The organism is Methylobacterium jeotgali (genome assembly GCF_022179345.1).
Classification (GTDB): domain Bacteria; phylum Pseudomonadota; class Alphaproteobacteria; order Rhizobiales; family Beijerinckiaceae; genus Methylobacterium; species Methylobacterium jeotgali.
Window position 1 is genome coordinate 26,893 of the sequence record NZ_BPQR01000046.1, and the last position, 21,241, is coordinate 48,133.

The 21,241-nt window shown below is 71.9% G+C and carries 20 protein-coding genes; 10 read left to right on the plus strand and 10 right to left on the minus strand.

The genetic code is table 11. From position 1 onward, the window contains the following. Position 1 precedes the first annotated feature (1 nt). Positions 2–871, minus strand: a complete 870-nt coding sequence (locus MFF04_RS14260; RefSeq protein WP_238276706.1) for a manganese catalase family protein — start codon at positions 869–871, stop codon at positions 2–4. Between the two features lie 382 nt (positions 872–1,253). On the opposite strand from MFF04_RS14260, the gene MFF04_RS14265 reads away from it, so the two are divergent. Then, entirely contained in the window at positions 1,254–2,375 is a 1,122-nt protein-coding gene (locus tag MFF04_RS14265) for a pyridoxal phosphate-dependent aminotransferase (RefSeq protein ID WP_238276707.1), read from the plus strand. Further along, a complete protein-coding gene (locus MFF04_RS14270; protein ID WP_238276708.1) occupies positions 2,368–3,309 on the plus strand; it encodes a prephenate/arogenate dehydrogenase family protein in 942 nt (313 codons plus the stop codon). Before MFF04_RS14265 ends, MFF04_RS14270 begins: the two co-directional genes overlap by 8 nt. A 98-nt stretch (positions 3,310–3,407) precedes the next feature. Here MFF04_RS14270 and MFF04_RS14275 read toward each other — a convergent pair whose 3' ends face one another. Next, positions 3,408–4,256, minus strand: a complete 849-nt coding sequence (locus MFF04_RS14275) for a LysR family transcriptional regulator (RefSeq protein ID WP_238276709.1) — start codon at positions 4,254–4,256, stop codon at positions 3,408–3,410. Between the two features lie 126 nt (positions 4,257–4,382). Between MFF04_RS14275 and MFF04_RS14280 the strand changes: the two genes are divergently transcribed. Beyond that, the gene (locus MFF04_RS14280) at positions 4,383–4,805 is read left to right on the plus strand and encodes a tautomerase family protein (RefSeq protein ID WP_238276710.1); all 423 of its coding nucleotides are present in this window, start codon (positions 4,383–4,385) and stop codon (positions 4,803–4,805) included. A gap of 61 nt (positions 4,806–4,866) precedes the next feature. Here the strand turns inward: MFF04_RS14280 and MFF04_RS14285 are convergent, their stop codons facing one another. The 3 genes from MFF04_RS14285 to MFF04_RS14295 are packed head-to-tail and all read right to left on the minus strand — an operon-like array spanning position 4,867 to position 8,665. After that, positions 4,867–7,122: a xanthine dehydrogenase family protein molybdopterin-binding subunit gene (locus tag MFF04_RS14285; RefSeq protein WP_238276711.1), complete on the minus strand. Its 2,256-nt coding sequence runs from the start codon at positions 7,120–7,122 to the stop codon at positions 4,867–4,869. Between the two features lie 8 nt (positions 7,123–7,130). Continuing rightward, positions 7,131–8,144 (minus strand): FAD binding domain-containing protein, encoded by a 1,014-nt coding sequence (locus tag MFF04_RS14290; protein WP_238276713.1) that lies wholly within the window; start codon positions 8,142–8,144, stop codon positions 7,131–7,133. Continuing rightward, entirely contained in the window at positions 8,141–8,665 is a 525-nt protein-coding gene (locus MFF04_RS14295) for a (2Fe-2S)-binding protein (protein WP_238276715.1), read from the minus strand. The genes MFF04_RS14290 and MFF04_RS14295 overlap by 4 nt, the downstream gene beginning before the upstream one ends. A 232-nt stretch (positions 8,666–8,897) precedes the next feature. Between MFF04_RS14295 and MFF04_RS14300 the strand changes: the two genes are divergently transcribed. From MFF04_RS14300 to MFF04_RS14310, 3 genes are read left to right on the plus strand one after another with little or no spacing between them, the layout of a single operon-like run. After that, positions 8,898–10,286: a M20/M25/M40 family metallo-hydrolase gene (locus tag MFF04_RS14300; RefSeq protein ID WP_238276717.1), complete on the plus strand. Its 1,389-nt coding sequence runs from the start codon at positions 8,898–8,900 to the stop codon at positions 10,284–10,286. Between the two features lie 16 nt (positions 10,287–10,302). Further along, positions 10,303–12,069 carry a glycosyltransferase family 2 protein gene (locus tag MFF04_RS14305; protein ID WP_238276719.1) on the plus strand — a complete coding sequence of 589 codons (1,767 nt, stop codon included), beginning with the start codon at positions 10,303–10,305 and terminating at the stop codon, positions 12,067–12,069. Then, positions 12,066–13,880, plus strand: coding sequence for an HAD family hydrolase (locus tag MFF04_RS14310; RefSeq protein WP_238276721.1), 1,815 nt, complete (start codon positions 12,066–12,068; stop codon positions 13,878–13,880). Before MFF04_RS14305 ends, MFF04_RS14310 begins: the two co-directional genes overlap by 4 nt. Positions 13,881–13,886: 6 nt before the next feature. Here MFF04_RS14310 and MFF04_RS14315 read toward each other — a convergent pair whose 3' ends face one another. Next, positions 13,887–14,282, minus strand: coding sequence for a DoxX family protein (locus MFF04_RS14315; protein ID WP_238276723.1), 396 nt, complete (start codon positions 14,280–14,282; stop codon positions 13,887–13,889). 227 nt (positions 14,283–14,509) lie between these two features. Between MFF04_RS14315 and MFF04_RS14320 the strand changes: the two genes are divergently transcribed. The 3 genes from MFF04_RS14320 (at position 14,510) to MFF04_RS14330 (ending at position 17,079) form a co-directional block, all read left to right on the plus strand. Next, positions 14,510–14,890 carry a DUF3307 domain-containing protein gene (locus MFF04_RS14320; RefSeq protein WP_238276725.1) on the plus strand — a complete coding sequence of 127 codons (381 nt, stop codon included), beginning with the start codon at positions 14,510–14,512 and terminating at the stop codon, positions 14,888–14,890. 142 nt (positions 14,891–15,032) lie between these two features. Further along, a complete protein-coding gene (gene tsaE, locus MFF04_RS14325) occupies positions 15,033–16,649 on the plus strand; it encodes a tRNA (adenosine(37)-N6)-threonylcarbamoyltransferase complex ATPase subunit type 1 TsaE (protein ID WP_238276779.1) in 1,617 nt (538 codons plus the stop codon). Between the two features lies 1 nt (position 16,650). Next, the gene (locus MFF04_RS14330) at positions 16,651–17,079 is read left to right on the plus strand and encodes a VOC family protein (RefSeq protein WP_238276727.1); all 429 of its coding nucleotides are present in this window, start codon (positions 16,651–16,653) and stop codon (positions 17,077–17,079) included. On the opposite strand, the gene MFF04_RS14335 is transcribed toward MFF04_RS14330, so the two are convergent. From MFF04_RS14335 to MFF04_RS14350, 4 genes are all read right to left on the minus strand, one after another. After that, on the minus strand, positions 17,080–17,415 hold the full coding sequence (locus tag MFF04_RS14335) for a hypothetical protein (RefSeq protein ID WP_238276729.1): 336 nt from the start codon (positions 17,413–17,415) through the stop codon (positions 17,080–17,082). An 80-nt stretch (positions 17,416–17,495) separates the two neighbouring features. Continuing rightward, positions 17,496–18,470: an alpha/beta hydrolase gene (locus MFF04_RS14340; protein ID WP_238276731.1), complete on the minus strand. Its 975-nt coding sequence runs from the start codon at positions 18,468–18,470 to the stop codon at positions 17,496–17,498. A gap of 7 nt (positions 18,471–18,477) precedes the next feature. Next, positions 18,478–19,410 carry an amino acid--[acyl-carrier-protein] ligase gene (locus MFF04_RS14345; RefSeq protein WP_238276733.1) on the minus strand — a complete coding sequence of 311 codons (933 nt, stop codon included), beginning with the start codon at positions 19,408–19,410 and terminating at the stop codon, positions 18,478–18,480. Between the two features lie 22 nt (positions 19,411–19,432). Further along, positions 19,433–20,626, minus strand: coding sequence for an acyl-CoA dehydrogenase family protein (locus tag MFF04_RS14350; protein ID WP_238276735.1), 1,194 nt, complete (start codon positions 20,624–20,626; stop codon positions 19,433–19,435). Between the two features lie 282 nt (positions 20,627–20,908). Between MFF04_RS14350 and MFF04_RS14355 the strand changes: the two genes are divergently transcribed. Then, the gene (locus MFF04_RS14355) at positions 20,909–21,178 is read left to right on the plus strand and encodes a phosphopantetheine-binding protein (protein WP_238276737.1); all 270 of its coding nucleotides are present in this window, start codon (positions 20,909–20,911) and stop codon (positions 21,176–21,178) included. The last annotated feature ends 63 nt before the right edge of the window (positions 21,179–21,241 follow it).

Below are 21,241 nucleotides of genomic sequence, written 5' to 3' on the forward strand. Positions count from 1 at the left end.
GTCAGATCGGCGCGTCGGCGATCTGCTCGGCCTGGGCGCCGCTGTCCGGCCGGGCCGGGCCGAGCACCGGCTCCTCGCCCATCGGCTTGTTGACGAAGGTCGAGAACTCGCCTCGGCCGTCCACCGACGGGCCGCTGTTCCAGCGCGCCGCCTCGGGCACGGACCCGTCGGCGGAGGTGACGAAGAAGTTGTAGTTGAACTGAGCGTGCTCGGCCGATTGCGGGAAGCTGTTCGGAATCGGCAGCGCGCCCTCGTGGCCGCCGAGCTCCTCGATCACCGCCAGCCACTGCTCCTGATGCATCGTGTCGCGGGCGATCATGAAGTGGAGCATGTCCCGCATGCCGGCATCGTGCGCGGCGTTGAAGAGGCGTACCGCCAGGGTGCGCCCGGTCGTCTCGGCGGCGACGTTGCAGTACATGTCCGCGGCGAGGTTCCCGCTCGCGTAGATGTGCGACATGTCGAAGGGGACGCCCTCGCTGTTGGCGGGGAAGGCGGCCATGCCGGTCGAGAGGATGTGCCGGTGGAGCATGCCCTCGATGGTGTGGCGGGCGCTGCCGCCGCCCATGACGGCACCGACCACCCCATCGGCCGCCCCCTCCTCCTGGAGCGCCGTCGGCGCCTTCTCGAGGTTCATCGCTACCGCGGTGGCGAGCATCTCGATATGGCCGATTTCCTCCGTGGCCGTGTTGAGGAGCATGTCGCGGTACTTGGTCGTCGGCCCGCGCGCGCCCCAGGCCTGGAAGAAGTACTGCATGCAGACGCGGATCTCGCCCTCGACGCCGCCGATCGCCTGCTGAAGCATGCGCGCGAAGACCGGATCGGGCGCGTCCACCTTGACCGGGTACTGCAGCCGCTTGTCGAAATAATACATGGGAAGCCTCGCTGTCCGGCGGCGCTTGCCGCTCCGGCTGGATGACGCAACGTCAGTCCTGGCCAAACCGAGCGCGCACGGAAGCGTTCACTACCCTTGAAGGAAAATTTCTGATTTTCCGTGCTAATCTGACAGTATCTTCTAACATATGTTGCGCCGATAGACAGACCTCATCGTCACATCTGCTATGGTTCAGCTGAGGCATCGGCCCCCACGAGGCGTGATTGATGCCGCGGGTAGCCTAACGATGCTGGCGGCAACGGCCTTGCCTGGCTTTGCCAGCTCGGTCAGGTCCGCGGAGGGGCTGCCCTGCATCGGGCCGGTGTCCATGGCGGCGCAAAATGCGCTAGAGGGGCGGTCTCTCCTGTCTCTCAGCGCCATCATGACCACCGACCTGCGCCCCGACCGTCCCACCCCCCGCCCCGGCATCCTCGATATCGAGGCCTACGTGCCGGGCAAGAGCGCCGCGACGGGCGCGGGGCCGGTGCACAAGCTCTCCTCGAACGAGACCCCGCTCGGCCCGAGCCCGGCGGCGGTCGAGGCGCTGCGGGCGGAGGCCGAGCGGCTCGCCCTCTACCCGGACGGCAATTCCACCCGCCTGCGCGCGGCGATCGGCACCCGCTACGGGCTCGATCCGGCCCGGATCGTCTGCGGCGCGGGCTCCGACGAGCTGCTCTCGTTCCTCGCCTACGCCTATGTCGGCCCCGGCGACGAGGGCCTGTTCACGGAGCACGGCTTCCTCGTCTACCGCATCGCGATCCTGGCGGCGGGCGGCACGCCGGTCGTGGCGCCGGAGCGCGACCTGACCACCGACGTCGACGCGCTGCTCGCCGCGGTCACGCCGCGCACGCGGATCGTCTACATCGCCAACCCCAACAACCCGACGGGCACCTACCTGCCCTTCGACGAGGTGCGCCGCCTGCACGCCGGTCTGCCGGGCAACGTGCTCCTCGTCCTCGACGGGGCCTATGCCGAGTACGTGCGGGCGAACGACTATTCGGCCGGGCTCGATCTCGTGCTGGAGGCCGAGAACGTCGTGATGACCCGCACCTTCTCGAAGATACACGGGCTCGCGGCGCTGCGCATCGGCTGGATGGTCGCCCCCGCCGCCGTGGTCGATGCGGTCAATCGCATCCGGGGACCGTTCAACCTGTCCTCCGCGGCGATCGCGGCGGGCGCGGCGGCCATCGCCGACGACACCCACGTCGCCCGCGCCGTCGCCCACAACGACGAATGGCGCGGCTTCCTGGAGCGGGAGATCGCCGCGCTCGGGCTGACGGTCACGCCGAGCGTCGGCAACTTCGTGCTCGTCCACTTCCCGCAGGATGCCAGACGCGGCGCCGCGCAGGCCGACGGCTACCTCAGCGCGCGGGGCGTCGTGGTCCGCCGCGTCGCCGCCTACGGACTGCCCGACGCGCTTCGCATCACCGTCGGCAGCGAGACCGCCTGCCGGGCGGCCGTCGCCGGGCTCGCCGGCTTCCTGCGGGAGGCGCGGGATGCCTGAGGCGAACGCGCCGATCGGCTGCCTTGCCCTCGTCGGCCTCGGCCTGATCGGCTCCTCGCTCGCCCGCGGGGCGCGCCGCTTCGGCCTGGCGCAACGAATCGTCGCGATCGACGTGGACGCGGGCGTGCGGGCGCGGGTCGAGGAGCTCGGCATCGCCGACGCCGTGACGGGGGATGCCGCCGAGGGCGTGCGCGACGCCGACCTCGTGATCCTCTGCGTGCCCGTCGGCGCCGTGGGGGACGTGGCGGCGGCGATCGCCGGGCACATGAAGCCCGGCGCCGTGCTCTCGGATGTCGGCTCCGTGAAGGGGGCGGTGGTGGCCGCCGTCACCCCGCATCTCGGCGACGGCATCGCCTTCGTGCCTGCCCATCCCGTGGCGGGCACCGAGTATTCGGGGCCGGATGCCGGCTTCCCGACCCTGTTCTCCGGGCGCTGGTGCATCCTCACCCCGCCCGAAGATGCCCCCGAGGCGGCGGTGGCGCGGGTACGCGGCTTCTGGGAGGGGCTCGGGGCCATCGTCGAGACCATGACCCCGGAGCACCACGACCTCGTGCTCGCCATCACCAGCCACGTGCCGCATCTCATCGCCTACAACATCGTCGGCACGGCCGCCGACCTCGAGGAGGTCACGCAGTCCGAGGTGATCAAGTTCTCCGCCGGCGGCTTCCGCGATTTCACCCGGATCGCAGCCTCCGACCCGACCATGTGGCGGGACGTGTTCCTGACCAACAAGGACGCGGTGCTGGAGATGCTCGGGCGCTTCAACGAGGACCTCTCGGCGCTCGCCCGCGCCATCCGCTGGGGCGACGGCGAGGCGCTGCATGCCCTGTTCACCCGCACGCGGGCGATCCGCCGGGGCATCGTCGCCATGGGCCAGGAAACCGCCGAGCCCGATTTCGGCCGCGCCCGACCGGCAGCGGACGAGAAGGCTTAGAGCGCTCTCCGCCGAAGTGGCTGCCGGTTCGGCGAAAGAGAGCGCGTCTTAACGAAGGCTTGGAGCCGCTCTCGATTGCAACGCGATCGGGAACGGCTCTAAGCCGCCTTCCGCAGGCCCTCCGGCGCGGCGAAGGCGGCGGCGAGAATGCGCTGCGTCGGCCCGTCGAGGCGGCTGTGCAGCACGACCTCGCCGGTCGGCAGCGGCGGCAGCCCCTCGGAGAGGCGCAGGCAGCCCGCCGGCAGGTGGCGCTCGCCGAGCGCCGCGACCCCGAGACCGGCCTGGAGCGCCGCCTGGAGGGCGCTCACCGAGCCGCCGAGGAAGGCGTAGCGCCAGGGCAGGCCCGCCGCGTCGAGGGCCCCTGTGGCCGCCGCCTTGACCCCACAGGGGCCGGTGAGCGCTACGAGCGGCACCGGCTCGCCGGGCGCGGCGAGATCGGCATGAGCGCCCGCCCAGATCAGCGGGTCCTCGAAGAGCCGCGTGCCCTCGCGCCCCCCGTCGCGACGCAGGATCACCGCCTCCGCCTCGCCCCGGTCGTAGAGGGCGAGCATGGCGCCGGACAGCCCGACCGTGACTTCCGGCGCCAGAAGCGGCAGCGCGACCCGCAGGGCGGCCAGCGCTGAGGCCAGACGCCCGCCGGCGGCGTGGTCGCTCACCGCGAGCCGCAGGCTGCCCCGCGTCGCGCCGCCCTCGATCTCGGCCACCGCCCGGTCGTGGGCGGCGAGGATCGCCCTGGCATGGGGCAGGAGCCGGCTGCCGTCCGGCGTCAGCGAGACCGCTCGCGGGGTCCGTGCCAGGAGCCGCCGGCCGAGCCGCTCCTCGAGCTTGGCCAGCCGCAGCGACACCGCCGACTGCGTCGCCCCGAGGCAGGCCCCGGCCGCGGTGAAGCTGTGCAGGTCGGCGACGACGAGGAAGGCCCGGAGCTGGTCGATCTCGAGGGTGGGCATCAGCGAAGGCTAGCACCGGCGCTTCGCGACGACCATGAGCATTTGCAATTTCTGAAACGCGATAAACACGTTTCCCATATGGGATCGCGGCGGGCAGGATCGCCTCATCCAACGAGGAGAGCCGTCATGCCCATCGTCACCATCGCGCTCGCCACCCATCGCGACATCCCGGACCTGGAGCGGCGCGCCGCCGCGATCGCCTCGCGGCACGCCGTCGAGAGCCTGCGCAAGCGCGCCGACCTCACTTCCGTGCTCGTGACCCGGGCCGAGCCCTCGGCCTGGTTCGTCGGCGGGCCCTCGCTCGCCGAGCAAGGCAAGGCCAGCGTCTGGCTGGAGATCAAGGTCGTCGACGGCACCAACACTAAGGAGGAGAAGGAGGGCTTCGTCGCCGCGATCTTCGCGGGCTTCGCCGAGTTGCTCGGCGATCTGCACCCCGAGAGCTACGTCCACGTCCACGAGGTCTCGGCGGACGCCTACGGCTTCGGCGGCCTCACCCAGGAGCGCCGCTACGTCGCCGGGCGTCTCGGCGTCGATCCCACCCCGCGGTGAGCGGATACGCGAAGGGGCCGCGCGGTGGCGGCCCCTTCGGTCGTCTGCGGTTCCGACTGCGTCAGCCGAGGATCTTGTCGACCGTGATCGGCAGGTGGCGCACCCGCTTGCCGGTGGCGTGGAAGACGGCGTTGGCGATGGCCGCCGCGGTGCCGACGATACCGATCTCGCCGAGCCCCTTCACGCCGAGCGGGTTCGCCTTGTCCTCCTCGTCGACGAAGATCACCTCGATGTCGTGGATGTCGGCGTTCACCGGCACATGGTACTCGCCGAGGTTGTGGTTCATGAACCGGCCGAGGCGGTGGTCGAGCATCGACTCCTCCTCCAGCGCCGAGCCGATGCCCATGACGATGCCGCCGAGGATCTGGCTGCGGGCGGTCTTGGTGTTGAGGATCTTGCCCGCCGCGATCGCCGAGACGATGCGGGTGACGCGGACCTGGCCGAGCTCCTCGTCGACCTTCACCTCCGCAAAGATCGCGGAGTGGGTGTAGCTCTCGAACTGCTTGGCGTGGTCCTTGTCGGGGGCGGCCTTGCCGGTCGCCTCCAGCCGCTCGACGCCCGCCTTCCTGAGCACGTCGGTGAGAGCCATGGAGCGGGCGGGATCGTCGGCCACCGCGATGCGGCCGCCTTCGAGCACCACCCGATCGAACTCGACGTTGGCCAGCGGCGACTCGTCGAGGCCGCGGGCGAGGCGGAAGGCCTGCTCGGCGATGTCGCGGCAGGCCCGCATCGCGGCCGTGCCCGAGGAGGCCGCCGTCCAGGAGCCACCGGCGACGGGCGCCTCGGCGAGGCGGGTGTCACCGAGCTTCACGGTCACATCCTCCATGCGCAGGCCGAGCGCGTCGGCGCCGATCTGCGTCAGGATCGTGTAGGTGCCGGTGCCGAGGTCGCCCGTGGCGTTGCCGAGCTCCAGCCGCCCGTCCGGCGTGAGGGCGGCGTGAACGCTGCTCTGCTGCATCATCGCCTCCCAGATGCCGCAGGCCATGCCCCAGCCGACGAGCTCGCGGCCCTCGCGGGTCGAACGCGGCTCCGGGTTGCGCCGCGCCCAGCCGAAGCGCTCGGCCCCCTGCCGGAGCGCCTCCTTCAGCTCCTTGGAGCCGAAGGGCTTGCCGCCGGCCGTGGCATCCGCCTCGGCGTAGTTCCTGAGCCGCAGGGCGATCGGGTCCTGGCCCGTGGCCTGGGCCAGCTCGTCCATCGCCGTCTCGATGGCGAAGACGCCGGTGACGGCGCCGGGCGCGCGCATGTCGCCGGGCGTGGCCATGTCGGTCTGCGCGAGCCGGTAGCTCATGGCGACGTTGTCGCAGCGGTAGAGCACGCCCGACCAGTTCGGGATGGTCTCCTGATAGTCCTCGTAGCGGGACGTCTCCTGGATGACGTCGTGCTTGAGCGCCTGCAACGCCCCGTCCGGGCCGGCGCCGAGGCTCACGGTCTGGAGCGCGTCGGGGCGGTGGGTGAAGGTCCACATCTGGTCGCGGGTCAGCACCACGCGCACGGAGCGGTCGAGGTCGCGGGCGGCGAGCATGGCGAGGAAGAGCTGGTACTGGGGCCTCAGACCCGAGCCGAAGCCGCCGCCGATATAGGGGTTCACGACCCGCACGTCGGCCTTGTTCAGGCCGAACACCGCCGTGAGGTAGCCGTGGCTGTTCGCGACGCCCTGCGTCTTGTCGTAGACGGTGTACTTGCCATCGCCCTCGCGCACGACGGTCGAGGCATGGGGCTCCATCGGGTTGTGATGCTCGATGGCGAGCCGGTAGTCCTCCCGGACCTTCACCGGGGCGCCGTCGAAGGCGGCATCGGCATCGCCCCAGGGCTCCGGCGGCGGCTTGATGCCGGAGCGCTTCTTGGGCGGATCGTAGGCGAGATCCTTGAGCTCGGCGATCTCGGTGGCCGGCGTCTCCGCCTCGTAGGTCACCCGCACCAGGGAGGCGGCGAAGCGCGCCGTCTCGAAATCCTCGGCGACGACGAGCGCGACGGGCTGGCCGCTGAAATGGATCTTGTCGTCGTAGAGCGCCCGGAACGGCGAGCCCGGGGGCGCCACCATGTCCCGGTAGTTCATGGCGAGGAAGGCGGTGCGGGGCCGGTTCTCGTGGGTCAGCACCTTGACGACGCCGGGCACCTTCTCGGCGTCCGAGGTGTCGATCGACAGGATGCGACCCTTGGCGATGCGGCTCGACACCACGTATCCGTGGGCGAGGTCGGGGGCAGCGAACTCGCCGGCATACTTGGCGAGGCCCGTGACCTTGGCAGGGCCGTCGACGCGGCTGCGGGCGGTGCCGACATAGGTGTCGCGGCCCGTGGGGCTGAAGGTTGCGGTCATGCCGGGCCTCACTGGATGCGCTTGTCGGAAGAGGATTGCGGCGTGCCCGCCGCCGCCTGCTCGAGGCCGCGCACGATGGCGCGCCGGGCGAGTTCGATCTTGAAGCCGTTCTGCGATTGCGGCTGCGCCTCGCGGACGATGAGGTCGGCCGCCGCCTGGAAGCTGTCCCGCGTGGCCGGCTTGCCCTTCAGGAGCGCCTCGGCCTCGCGGTTGCGCCAGGGCTTGTGCGCGACGCCGCCGAGCGCGAGCCGCGCCTCGCGGATCGTGTCCCCGTCGAGGTCGAGGGCGGCGGCCACCGAGACGAGGGCGAAGGCGTAGGAGAGCCGGTCGCGCAGCTTCAGGTAGGTGTAGCGCTCGGCAAAGCCCCGCTCCGGCAGGTCGACCGAGAGCACGATCTCGCCGGGCTCCAAGGTCGTGTCGCGCTGCGGATCGTCGCCAGGCAGGCGATGGTAGTCGGAGAACGCGATGCTGCGCTCGCCCTTCGGCCCCTCGACGCGGACAGTCGCGTCCAGGGCGGCCAGCGCCACGCACATGTCGGAGGGGTGCGTGGCGATGCAGTGCGCGCTGGTGCCGAAGATCGCGTGGATGCGGTTGACGCCGCCGATCGCCGGGCAGCCGGAGCCGGGCTGCCTTTTGTTGCAAGGCGTGCCCTCGTCGTAGAAGTAGTAGCAGCGGGTGCGCTGGTTGAGGTTGCCGCCGGTCGAGGCCGCGTTGCGCAGCTGCGCCGAGGCCCCGGCCAGCAACGCGTCGCCCAGCAGCGGATAGCGGGCGCGGACCCGTTCGTCGTAGGCAAGCGTCGCGTTCGGCACCAGCGCCCCGATGCGCAGGCCGCCGTCCCGCTCCTCGATGGCGTCGAGGGGAAGGCGGGAGATGTCGACGAGGCGGCTCGGCCGCTCGACGTTGTACTTCATCAGGTCGACGAGGTTGGTGCCCCCGGCGATGAAGCGGGCAGACGGGTCGGCGGCGAGCGCCGCGACCGCCTCGGAGACGGTGCCCGCGCGGACATACTCGAAGCGGTTCATCGGCTGCCCCCCGCCTGCATCACGTCCTCGATGGCGTCGACGATGTTGGTGTAGGCGCCGCAGCGGCAGATGTTGCCGCTCATCGCCTCGCGGATTTCCTCGCGGCTCTTGGCATGGCCCTCGTTGAGGAGGCCGACGGAGGAGCAGAGCTGGCCCGGCGTGCAGTAGCCGCACTGGAAGGCGTCGTGCTCGATGAAGGCCTCCTGCAGCGGGTGCAGGGCGTTGGAGCCGGGGCCTTGAAGGCTCGCGAGTCCCTCGACGGTGGTGATCTCGGCGCCGTCCTTCATCACCGCGAGGACGAGGCAGGAATTCACCCGCGTGCCGTTCACGAGCACCGTGCAGGCGCCGCACTGGCCGTGGTCGCAGCCCTTCTTGGTGCCGGTGAGGTCGAGGCGCTCGCGCAGCAGGTCGAGGAGCGTCGTCCAGGGGGCGACCTGGAGCGCCCGCGTCTCGCCGTTGATGGTCAGGCTGATGTCGATCCTCTGGTCCGCCGCGACGGGCGAACCGCTCTCGATAAGCATGGCTGCTGAGTCCTGGGCTCGGGTCTTGGACGCGGATGTTGGGCTCGGGTCGTCAGGAGAGCGCCGGGCAAGGCGCCTTGGGCGCGTGGGCTGGGCGCCGAAGTCCTGTCGATAACCGTTCCAGTCTGCCGCCGTTCCCCGGTGCCGCCGGCGGCGGGAAGGGTTTCCGTTTCGCGCTCCGCTCGTCTAACGCTCGGGCGGAGCGCTCCCGCGACGCATCAGGTGAGACCCGATGGCCGACCTCGCACCGATCCTGAACGACATCGACCGCGACCTCGACAACGCCCTGGAGCGGCTGTTCGCCTTCCTGCGCATCCCCTCGATCTCGACGGACCCGGCCTATGCCGGCCACTGCCGCGAGGCGGCCGCCTGGCTGCACGGGCATCTCGAGGCGCTCGGCTTCGAGACGAGCGTCGAGGAGACCTCGCTGCATCCGGTGGTGCTGGCGCATGCGCCGAAGCCCGGCACGCCGCACGTGCTGTTCTACGGACACTACGACGTGCAGCCCGTCGACCCGCTGGAGCTGTGGGAGACGCCGCCCTTCGAGCCGCACATCGCGGAGGATGCCGGGGCCAAGCGCATCGTCGGACGCGGCGCCTCCGACGACAAGGGCCAAGTGATGACCTTCATCGAGGCCTGCCGCGCCTTCAAGGCGATGGAGGGCGAATTACCCTGCGGCGTCACCATCCTGATCGAGGGCGCCGAGGAGAACGGCTCGCAGGGGCTGCCCGAATGGGTCGCGGCGAACCGGGAGAAGCTCGGCGCCGACATCGTGCTCGTCTGCGACACCAGCATGTGGAACCCGACGACGCCGGCGATCACCACGGCTCTGCGCGGCCTCGCCTATTTCGAGGTGAAGGTGACCTGCGCCGACCGCGACCTGCATTCCGGCTTCTTCGGGGGCGCGGCGCGAAACCCCATCCACGTCCTCTCGCGGATCATCGCCGACCTCCACGATGCGGACGGGCGCGTGGCGCTGCCGGGCTTCTACGAGGGCGTGCGCGAGACGCCCCCCGAGGTGCTGGAGCAGTGGCGCGGCCTGGGGCTCACCGCCGAGAGCTTCTTGGGGCCGATCGGCCTCAGCGAGCCCGCGGGCGAGAAGGGCCGGCTCATCCTCGAGATGGTGCAGTCGCGCCCGGCCTGCGACGTCAACGGCATCATCGGCGGCTACACCGGCGAGGGCACCAAGACGGTGATCGCCTCCACCGCCAGCGCCAAGGTCTCGTTCCGCCTCGTGGGCGACCAGGACCCGGCGGTGCTCGCAAAGACCTTCGAGGCCTTCGTGCGCGAGCGCGTGCCGGCGGACTGCAAGGTCGAGGTCATCACCTACAAGGGCTCGCGGGCGATCGCGCTGCCCTACGACATGCCGGAGCTGGCGCTCGCCAAGGCCGCGCTCGAGGCGGAATGGGGCGTGCCTCCGGTGACGGTGGGCGCCGGCGGCTCGATCCCGATCGTCGGCGACTTCAAGCGGCTCCTCGACCGCAACACCCTGCTGATCGGCTTCGGCCTCGACGACGACCGCATCCACTCGCCGAACGAGAAATACGCGCTCACGAGCTTCCACAAGGGCGCCCGCTCCTGGGCGCGCATCCTCTCCGCCTTCGGGCAGGCGCGGGCCTGAGCGCGGGTTTTCCGTCTTGCGCCTGATCCCGCGCGCCCTGTCGCGGAGGCTCTCCCGCGCCCTGCGGCCGCCCTTCCGCGGGCTGTCGCACGGGCACGAAGGCTACCGCTTCGAGCGCAAGGCGCGGGCCTATTGCTACCTGCCGCCGCGCCCGCCGGCGGACCTCGCGGGCGCGCTCGCCGCGCTCGGCGAGCGCCCGCGCTTCTCGGTGCTGACCCCGGTCTGGAACGTGGAAGGCCGCTTCCTCGAGGCGGCCGTCGCCTCGGTCGTCGCCCAGTGGTACCCGGACTGGGAGCTGATCCTCGTCGACGACGCCAGCACCCGCGCCGACACGAAGGCCGCCCTCGACCGCATCGATCATCCGAACATCCGCATCCTGCGCGCGCCCGAGAACCGGGGCATCGCGGCCACCACCAACGCGGCGCTCGCCGAGGCGACCGGCGACACGATCGTCTTCCTCGACCACGACGACCTGCTGACGCCGGACTGCCTCTACGAGCTTGCGCGGACCATCGCCCGCACGGGGGCGGATTTCGTCTACTCCGACGAGGACAAGATCGACGGCGAGGGCCGCTACGCCTCGCCCTTTTTCAAGCCCGACTGGTCCCCCGATGCCCTGATGAGCATCATGTACACCTGCCACGTCACGGCGATGCGCCGGAGCCTCGTGGAGGCGGTCGGCGGGCTGCGCTCCGGCTACGACGGCGCCCAGGACTACGACCTCGCGCTGCGGATCACCGAGCGTACCGACCGGATCGCCCACGTGCCGCGGGTCCTCTACCACTGGCGCATCCTGCCGGAGTCGCTGGCCTCCGGTGCCGAGGCCAAGCCCTACGCCCACGACGCCGTCCGCCGGCTCAAGGAGGACGCACTCGTCCGCCGCGGCACGCCCGGCACCGTCGAGCCGGTCGCCGGCCTGCCCGGCCAGTTCCGGGTGAACTACGCGCCGCAGGGCGAGCTCCTCGTCTCGATCGTCGTGCCGAGCCGCAACAACGGGCGGCTCCTCACCGCCTGCCTCGACGCGGTGCAGACCCGCAGCACCTGGAGCCAGGTCGAGTTCCTGATCCTCGACAACGGCAGCGACGCGCCGGAGACGCTGAGCGCCCTCGACGCGCTGGGACGGCGGGCGAACGTGCGGGTGCTGCCCGATCCGCGCCCCTTCAACTACTCGGCCCTGAACAACCGCGGCGCGGCCTACGCGACGGGCGAGATCCTGCTCTTCCTCAACGACGACACCGAGCCCCAGACCCCCGACTGGCTGGAGCGGATGATCGGCTACGCGCAGCAGCCCCATGTCGGGGCGGTCGGCGCCCGGCTGCATTTTCCCGACGGCAGCATCCAGCACTGCGGGGTCGTGAACCTCCTCGACGGGCCGGGCCACGCCTTCTACCGCAAGCCCGGCACCAGGCCCGCCGATTTCGGCCGCGACACGCTGGAGTACGACTGGCTCGCCGTCACCGGCGCCTGCCTGATGATCGAGCGAAAAAAGTTCGAGCGGGTCGGCGGTTTCGACGAGAGCCTTCCGGTCGCCTACAACGACGTCGAGCTATGCCTGCGCCTGCACGGGGCCGGCCTCTACAACGTGGTCTGCCAGGCGGCGGTCGTCACCCACCACGAATCCGCGAGCCGCGGCTCCGACGATGCCGATCCGGGAAAGCAGGCGCGGCTGCTGGCCGACCGGCGCCGGCTCTGGGACCTGCACCCGGGCTTCCTCGCCCACGACCCCTTCCACAACCCGAACTTAGAGCCGAACAGCGGCCTGTTCCGGCCGATGCGCCCATGACCGCACCCTCGCTCGCGGAACGCTGGTCAGAAAGAATCGAGGCGGCGGAGGTGGTGTCCTTCGACGTGTTCGACACGCTGTTCGTGCGCTTCGTCGCGAGCCCGGAGGACGTGTTCGACCTCGTCGGAGCCCGGCACGGGCTTCCCGATTTCCGCCGCCGCCGGATCGCTGCGCAGCGGGACGCCTTCAGGGTCATGCGGGCCGCCGGCCGCCGGGAGATCGACCTCGACGGCATCTACGCCTTCCTGTCCGATCTCGGCGTGGCAGCCGAGACGTTGAAGCGCTCCGAGTGGGAGATCGAGCAGGCGGTGCTGCGCCCGAACCCGGAGATGCTGCCGGTGCTCGCCGTTGCCCGAGCGGCGGGAAAGCCCTGCGTACTCCTCTCCGACATGTATCTGCCGCGCGCCTTCTTCGAGGAACTCTGCGCCACGCACGGCCTCGCCTTCGCCGACCTCTTCGTGTCGAGCGAGAGGCAGGCGACGAAGCGCGACGACGGCGCTCTCTTTACCCTCGTGGCCGAGACCCTCGGCGTGCCGCCCGGCCGCATCCTCCACATCGGCGACAACGCCGAGTCGGACGTGCGCCAGGGCCGCGAGCGGGGCATCGAGACGGTCCACTACGCGGCGACCCATCCCCGACCCGTGCCGGCGGGTCCGGGCCCCGCCCACGCGGTCGCCGCTGGGCTCGGCACCTATGCCGGGCTCGACGCGTCGCGCTCCCTCTGGTGGCGGGTCGGCTTCGCGGCGGGCGCGCCCGCCACCTTCGCCCTGCGCCGCTGGCTCGCGGAGAAGGCGAAGGCCGATCGCCTCGACCTCATGCTGCTCCTGTCCCGCGACGGTTACGGGCTCGCCGGGCTCTGGCCGGAGGAGGCGGTGCCGGCCCGCTACTTCCGGGGCTCGCGGGTGCTGTTCACGCTCGCCGGCGCGAGCGAGCGGGAGTTCGAGGCGCTGGTGCCGTTCCTGCTCTCCGGCGGGCTCGGGCTGACGGTCGGAGAGCTGTTCGAGCGCATCGGCCTCGATCCCCCCGCGGAGAGCCTGCTCGCCGATCTCGGCCTGTCGGCGGAGACGCCCTTCACCCGCCGCAACGAGCGCGCGGTCGAGTCTCTGCTCCGGGTGATACGCCGGCCGATCCTCCAGGCCTGCCTCGCGGCCCGGCGCGGCCTCCACGCCGCCTGCCGGGAGGCGGGCCTGCGGGAGGGCATGCGTGTTGGGGTGTTCGACCTCGGCTGGCGAGGTTCCACACAGGTCGCCCTGGAGCGGGCGCTGGCGCCCCTCGTCGGGGTCTCGGTGCGGGGCTACTACCTCTGCCTGCGCGCGGAGGTCGCGAACGCCGCCGCGCTGCTGGCCGAGGCCGGACTGCCGGCCAGAACCCAAAAAGCGCTCTACGAGAACCGGGTGGCGGCCGAGCTCCTGTTCTCCGCCCCCCACGGCTCCGTGCGGGGCTGCCTGCGCGGCGCGGACGGCGGCCCCCGCTTCGAGGAGGATCCGGGCCGCGACGCGGACCCGCGCCTTCCGGGCGTCGCCGCCGAGATCGAGGCCGGCATCCGGGCGGGCGTCGCCGAGATCGAGCGGCTCTCGGCGAGCGTGCCGGTCGACCTCGGGCCGCTGGCGCTGACCGCCCCTCTGCTGCGCCTCGCCACCGCACCGACGCCGGAGGAGGCCCGAGAGATCGGCGGGCTCCACAACTTCGACGCCTGGGGCAGCAGCCGGCTCAGGCGCACCTACGCCGCCCGCCGGGAGGCGGGGATCAAGCGCCTGCGCGGAGACGCCTGGCCCGCGGGGCTGGCGGCCTTGCCTCGCGAGGAGACCTGAGACCGGTCAGAACCGACGTCCGCGCCCATCGAGGCTGTAGGCGCCGGGGCCGGCGGCGGCGAGATAGAGGAACACGAAGCAGAACAGGATCGCGGCGTCGCCCCCGTTCACTGCCGGGAAGAAGTTCTTGGACCCGTGGGCCATGAAGTAGGCCACCGCCATGTTGCCCGAGAGGAGGAAGGCGGTCGGCCGCGTGAACAGCCCGAGGATGATCAGCACGCCGCCGACGATCTCGATCACCCCCTGCACCCCGAGGAGCGAGAGCAGCTCCGGCGCCGGCATCGAGCGCGGCGGGAAGTTCAGGAGCTTCTGGGTGCCGTGCTCGAGGAACAGCAGCCCCGAGACGACGCGCAGGAGGGCGAGCGCGATCGGCGCGTATCCGGACAGGCGGGGAAGGGCCATGCGGGCGATGTCTCCAGGCTGCGCCGCGGGGCCTGCGGCGCGCGCATCGCAGCGCACAACGCGCGCGCGTGTCAATCGCGCCGGGCCCGCGCCGTGCGGGCCCGCACGGTCCGCGGATCGGCGGCGGCGGGGCGGCTTGCGGAGGGCCCACGCTTGAAGCCAAGGTCGCGTCGTCGGCCCACGGCAACGCGCGGCCGGCGCTCGGGGAACGGCTCGGGGGGAAACGGGTGCTGGTTCCGGTCTGGACGATGGTGGTGCTCGCCGGCACCATGATCGTGAAGCATTACGTGGCCGATTTCGTCCTCCAGACCGATTGGATGGCGCACGGCAAGGAGCGCGTCCGCGGCTGGCTCGCGCCGCTCGCTGCCCACGCCGCCTGCCACGCGGCCGCCACCCTGATCGTGGCGCTCGTCGTCATGCCCCGCCTGTGGTGGCTGGCGCTCATCGATTTCGCGATCCATTTCTGCGTCGACCGGTGCAAGACGCTGGTCTCCCGCACCGGCCGCTGGAATCCCGGCCAGGTGCAGTTCTGGTGGCTGCTCGGCTTCGACCAGATGCTGCACGCCCTGACCGATCTCGGGCTGGTGGCCGCCTTCCTCACGCTGTGAGGGCCGCACCCGCAGCGCCCGGCGCCGCCTTCGACGCCCGGCCGGATTCCGGTTAACGTTCATGCCCTATGAACGCCGGAGCGGTCCGGGTTGCCCGGATGGCCATGGACGGGCTCTGGAGGGGGCGGCGGTGAGCGAGACCATGTCGGAGCCTTCCTTCCCGGACGCCGCGCTCGCTGGCACGCCCGAAGGTCCGCCGGCCTGGGAGGTCGTGCTGCCGGAGGAGGGCGCCACCGAGGACATGGGGCGCTTCCTCGCCGGCTTCCTGATGCCCGGCGACCTCGTCGCGCTCTCCGGCGGCCTCGGCGGCGGCAAGACGACGCTCGCCCGGGCGATGATCCGGGAGCTGACCCGCGACGACGGGCTCGAGGTGCCGAGCCCGACCTTCACCCTGGTGCAGCCCTACGAGGCGGCGAACGGGACCGCGGTCGTCCACGCCGACCTCTACCGCCTGCGGGGCTCGGACGAGCTCGTCGAGCTCGGCTTCGAGGAGATGACCGAGGACGCGATCACCCTCGTCGAGTGGCCCGAGCGGCTGCCGCCGCGCGAGGGGCCGACGCTCTCTGTCGATCTGTCGCTGCGGCCCGAGTTCGGGCCGGAGGCGCGCCTCGTGCGCATCAACGGCACCGACGGCATGCGCGAGCGCATCGACCGGGCCCGGGCGATCCGCAGGCTGCTCGCCGCCTCCGGCTGGGACGAGGCCGAGCGCGAGCACATGCAGGGGGACGCCTCCTCGCGCGGCTACGAGCGGCTGCGCAAGCCCGACGGGTCGAGCGCCGTGCTGATGATCTCGCCCGCCCGCCCCGACGGGCCGCCGGTCAGGGCCGGCAAGTCCTACAGCGCCATCGTCAAGCTCGCCGAGCGGGTCGACGCCTTCGTGGCCATGGACCGGGCCTTGAGGGCGTTGGGCTTCTCCGCCCCGCGCATCTACGGCGAGGACCTCGCCGCCGGTCTCCTGATCCTTGAGGACCTCGGCGCCGAGCCCGTGGTCGACGCCGCCGGCCCGCGACCCGAGCGCTACGCGGAGGCAACGCGGCTCCTCGCCAAGCTCCACGCCACGGAGCTGCCCGCGGTGCTGCCCGTCGCCCAAGGGATCGACCACGCCCTGCCCGCCTACGACGCCGAGGCGCTGCTGTTCGAGGCGGAGCTGATGCCGGACTGGTACGCTCCGGCGGTCGCCGGCGTCGATCTCACCCGCCCGGCACGGGCCGAGTTCGTGGCGCTCTGGGCCGAGGCGCTCGGGATCGCCCACAAGGGCCGCCAGACCTGGACCTTGCGCGACTACCACTCCCCCAACCTGATCTGGCTTCCCGAGCGGGAGGGGCTGGAGCGGGTCGGGCTCATCGACTTCCAGGACGCGGTGCTCGGGCATCCGGCCTACGACGTCGCCTCGCTCCTCCAGGACGCGCGGGTCGACACCAGCGCCGAGTTCGAGCTGCGGCTCCTCGGCCTCTACGCCCGCGAGCGCCGCGTCCGCGAGCCGGAGTTCGACGTGCAGGGCTTCGCCCGCGCCTACGCGGTGCTCGCCGCGCAGCGCGCCACCAAGATTTTGGGCATCTTCGCGAGACTGGACAAGCGCGACGGCAAGCCCGGCTACCTCGCCCACCTGCCGCGCATCGAGGGCTACCTCGCCCGCAACCTCGCCCATCCGAGCCTGACGCGCCTGCGCCTCTGGCACGAGCAGCACATGCCGAGCCTCGCGCCGAGGCTCGCCCCGGCACCGCCGGAGGAAGCGGCGGCGCCCGAGGGGGAGCCCTGAGATGATCCAGCCGCGCCTGAGCCTCGTGACCCTGGGCACGCACGACCTTTCCCGCGCCGTCGCCTTCTACGAGGCGCTCGGCTGGACGCGGGCGGCCATCGCCTCGGACGGCGTCGCCTTCTTCCAGGCGGGCGGCACCGTGCTGTCGCTCTACCCGCGGGAGAACCTCGCCGCGGATGCGGGCGTGCCGGCGGAGGGCGAGGGCTTTCGCGGCTTCACCCTCGCCTACAACACCGCCAGCCGGGAGGAGACCGATGCGGTGCTCGCCGCCGCCGTCGCCGCCGGGGGCCGCCTGGTGAAGGCGGCCGAGGAGGCGTTCTGGGGCGGCTATTCCGGCTACTTCGCTGACCCGGACGGCACGCTCTGGGAGGTCGCCTGGAATCCGGGCCTGCTGCCGCAGCCCGACGGCTCGGCGCGCCTGTCCGGCTAATCAGCCGGGCGGCGGGGCGGCCTCGCGCGGGCGTTGCCGGAGCGCGGCCTCAAGGGGCGCACGCGCCGCGACGGCGCCGGACGCGGTGCGCTCCTTCCATCGCGGCATCGCCATGCGCGCGAAATGCGCGCGCAGCCAGCCGGGCGTGAGAATCAGGCCCGAATCGGTGGTGATCCAGGGCGTCGCGTCGTCCTCGGCGAGCGCCCGGCGCGCCTCCGCGAGCGCCAGCCGGAGGCTGCCGTAGGAGTGTGGCTCGACGGCCTTCGGCGCGGTGGGACCGCTCTCCCAGAGGGTCAGCGACGCGGGTCGGTCGAGATCGGCGCTGTCGAGATGCATGGGCCCGATCGCTGTGGATAACCGCGAGGGCTTCCGCAGCTTTCGTGCCAGAGGGTCCCGGCGCCGGGCCGACGCCGTTCTCAGGCTGCGTGCCGCTCCGGAGAGCCGCCGGCAGCCTGCGGTTGCAGCAGATCGGCCAGTTCCGCGCCGATGCAAGCGAGCGCCGCCGCCGAAGCCGGCACCAGGGCACCGAGCGCGTAGAACGCGTGGATCATGCCCGGATGGCAGGTGTGGCGGACGGGCACGCCGGCCTCCGCGAGGCGCCCGGCGTAGGCGGCGCCCTCGTCGCGCATCATGTCGAACGCGGCGGTGTGCAGGATCGTCGGGGGCAGCCCGGCGAGGTCCGGCTCCCGCAAAGGGGAGACCCGCGGGTCGGCGAGTTCCGCCTCGGTGAGGCCGAGCGCGGCGATGTCGCGGGCGACGGTGCCCGCGTCGAGATAGTGGCCCTTCGCGAAGTCCTGCCGCGATGGCGTCGTACCCGCCAGGTCGAGGACCGGGCAGAGCAGGAGCTGCGCGGCGATGCCCTCCCTCCCCCGCTCCTGGCAGAGCCGCGCGGCGAGCCCGGCGCCGGCCGATTCGCCGCCGAGCGCGATCCGGGCCGGATCGATGCCGAGCCCGGCCGCCTCGGCCCGCAGATGCGCCAGCGCCGCCGCCGCATCCTCCAGCGCCGCCGGGAACGGGTGCTCCGGGGCGAGCCGGTAGGCGATGCTGAGCACCCGCAGGCCCCCGGACGCGGCGAGCGCCCGGCAGATCGTGTCGTGGGTGTCGAGGTCGCCGGCGGTGAGGCCGCCGCCGTGGAAGAACAGCAGGCCCGGCAGGAGCGTCTGCGCCTCCGCGCCGACAGGCCCGTAGAGGCGGGCCGGCAGCGGCCCCGCCGGGCCGGGCAGGTCGAGGTCGCGGGTGAGCGCCTCCGGCAGGTTGCGCGGCCGGCAGAGCCGGGAGAGGTTCGCCAGCGCCCGGCGCTTCCCCTCGATGCCGGCCTCGCCGCCCGCTCCCATCGCGCTGCCCATGGCGATGAGGTCGAGGAAGCGGCGGGCGTGAGGGTCGAGGGGCATCGCGGGATCAGAGCCGGAGCGCGTCGCGCACGGAGGCCGGCCACTCGGCGATCGTGCCGCCATGGGTGGCGAAGAGCGCCACCGCGAGCCGGTCCATGCCGAAGGCGACGCAGCCCGTATGGGCCGGCTCGCCGTCGGCGTGGCGCAGGTCCCAGGTCGTGCCGAAATGCTCGCGGTGATAGTTGAAGCTCATGCAGGCGGTGCCGGCGGCCGCCCCCCGCAGCGGGATCAGCAGCTCGAACTTCAGGGACTGCTCCAGCTGGCTGAAGGCCATGATCTGGCCGACGCGCCCGAAGAACGGGTCGCTCGCCTGCTCGATCGTGTAGGGCAGGCCGAGATCGTCGGCGAGCGCGGCGGCGCGGCCGATCCAGCGCTCGCGGAAGGCGCTCACCTGCTCGGGCGTGCCGATGCAGACGTACTCGCGCATCCGGAAAGACTGCAGCCGGTCGAGATGGGGCGAGGGCTCCCGGCGGAAGCAGTCGCAGGCGACGTCGAAGCGGTAGCCCTCCGCCGGCACGGGCCCGCGGGCGGCGGCGATCGGGTAGACCGGGTAGCAGGCGGCCGGGGTCAGCACGAGGTCGGCGGTCTGGAGCTCGTCGGTCCACTCGGCGCCCGCCGCGTGGAGGTCGGCGGCGGCGCGGATCTCCGCCTCGCTGCCCTCGAGGCAGGAGACGCAGCCGAGGAGATTCGGGAAGCTCTTGAGGTAGCCGTGGCGCTCCAGATGCGCGCGGCTCATTACGGGGGGAAAGCGGAACACTTCCGTATCCGCCTCGCGCCGCGACGAGATGAGGGCGGAGAGCGCCTCCACCACCGACTCGTAGGCGCCGGTGCGGGCGTAGACGCCCTGCGCGTTCATCGGCCGGAACATCGCGTCGAAGAAGGCGTCGAGGGGATCGACCTTCGGCGGCGCGGCCGGGGCGTCGAGGACCTGCATGTTCATGGGTCGGGCTCCTCCGAAGGAATCAGGCGCGGAGCGACGCGGCCACGGGGGCCATCAGCGTCGCGGTGGCGAGGTTGGCGAGGATTCGGTCGTTGTGGATCATCACGGGCGCCGAGAGCAGGTCCCGGAGCTGGCGGCCGATGCTGAAGTCGCCGTCCTGACGGTAGCCGGCTAATCCGTTGGCGCGCAGGGCGCCGTTGGTGGCAGCGAGCGCCAGCTCGGACACCTCGACCTTGAGCATGGTCAGCGCGGTCTGCGCGTCCAGCGCGTCGAGGCTCTCCGGGGCGGCGGCCTCGTAGCGGTCGATGGCCTGGGCGATCAGCGCGCGGGCTTGGCGTAAACTCGATACGGCGCGGGCGTAGTGGACGGCGCCGGGCGGCATCTGGCCGCCGGCCCCGCGGGCGGCGACGCGGGTGAAGGCCTGCGCCCGCTCGACGGCGGCCGCTGCGATGCCGGCCCAGGCGCTCGACCAGAGGATGTGCGAGACCGGCGTCATGGTGCGGCCGTGGATCTCGCCGTAGCGGGCGGGCAGCACCTGCTCGGGGCTGCCCTTCGCACGAAGGCGGAAGCCGGCGCTGCAGGTGCCGCGCATGCCGAGCGTCTCCCAGCCGCTGACGGTCTCGAGCGTGTAGTCCTCCCGGAAGAACACGCAGAGCACCTGGTCGGAGGCGGCCGCCTCGCTGGCCCGGCGGGCGACCGTGACGATGCCGTCGGCCTGGGCGCCGTAGGAGATCACCGTCGCGGCCCGGTCGAGGGCGACCGAATCGCCGTCGACCTCGACGGCCGCCGCGCTGGAGCGGACATTGCCGCCCCCCTGCCCCTCGGTGGTCGAGGAGGCCATCAGCAGCTGCTCGCCGGCGATGCGGCGCATGGCGCCCTCGATCCAGGCAGCGCCCTGCCCATGCCGCACGAGGCAGGCGACCTTGGTCTGGTGCATGGCGAAGATCATCGCCGTGGAGGAGCAGGCCTTGCCCAGCACATAGGCGACCTCGGCCAGCGCCTCGACGGAGGCGCCCTCGCCGCCGAGCGCGATGGGGATGCCGACGCCGAGGAGGCGGCCGGTCTTCAGCGCCTCGATCGCCTCCGCCGGGAAGCGGCCGTCGCGGTCCACGGCCTCGGCGTGGAGCCTCGCGACGGCGGCCGCGGCGGCGGCTCGCGCGCGGATGTCGTCGGCTCCGGCAAGGGGGGAGGTGGGGTTGGGATACTGGATCGTCATGCTCGTCCTCGGCGGATGGTCCGGCCGGCGCGATGATCATCCGCGGCATTCGCGAACGATCGATCGGATGTCCGGAGAATAGGCGCTTGCGAAACTAAGATCGAGTTGCAGATATTCTCGAATCCCGGCTCATTCGAAACTTGATAAATTTAACCAAATTCATCGTTAAATTTGCATAGACGTTGACCGTCGACTTCTCGAAATCTAACTGGAGTCCATGGACGGCGCACGGCACCGCACGCGCGCGAGACGCCCTGACCCGCAAGCCTTCGAGGAACCGAGATGCCGCAAGCCTTCGCCGCCACCGTCGACCGCACCATGGCGCTGGCCGGCGAGATCGCCGCCCGCCACGCGACCGTCGCCGCCTTCCGGCCCGAGGACGCGCTGACCGAGGTCGGGCTGACCTCGCTGGACCTCGTGAACCTGATGCTGGCCGTCGAGGCCGAGTTCGACATCATGATCCCGCCCTCCTGCCTGAACCCCCAGAACTTCCACTCGATCGAGGCCATCGCCCGGATGGTGGAAGCGGTCCGCGCCGGCACATTCCAATAGCCGGCAATACAGTCTCGGTCCGTCCGGGGCCGTCCTCCTTCGCGGAGGGCGGCCCCGACGTCT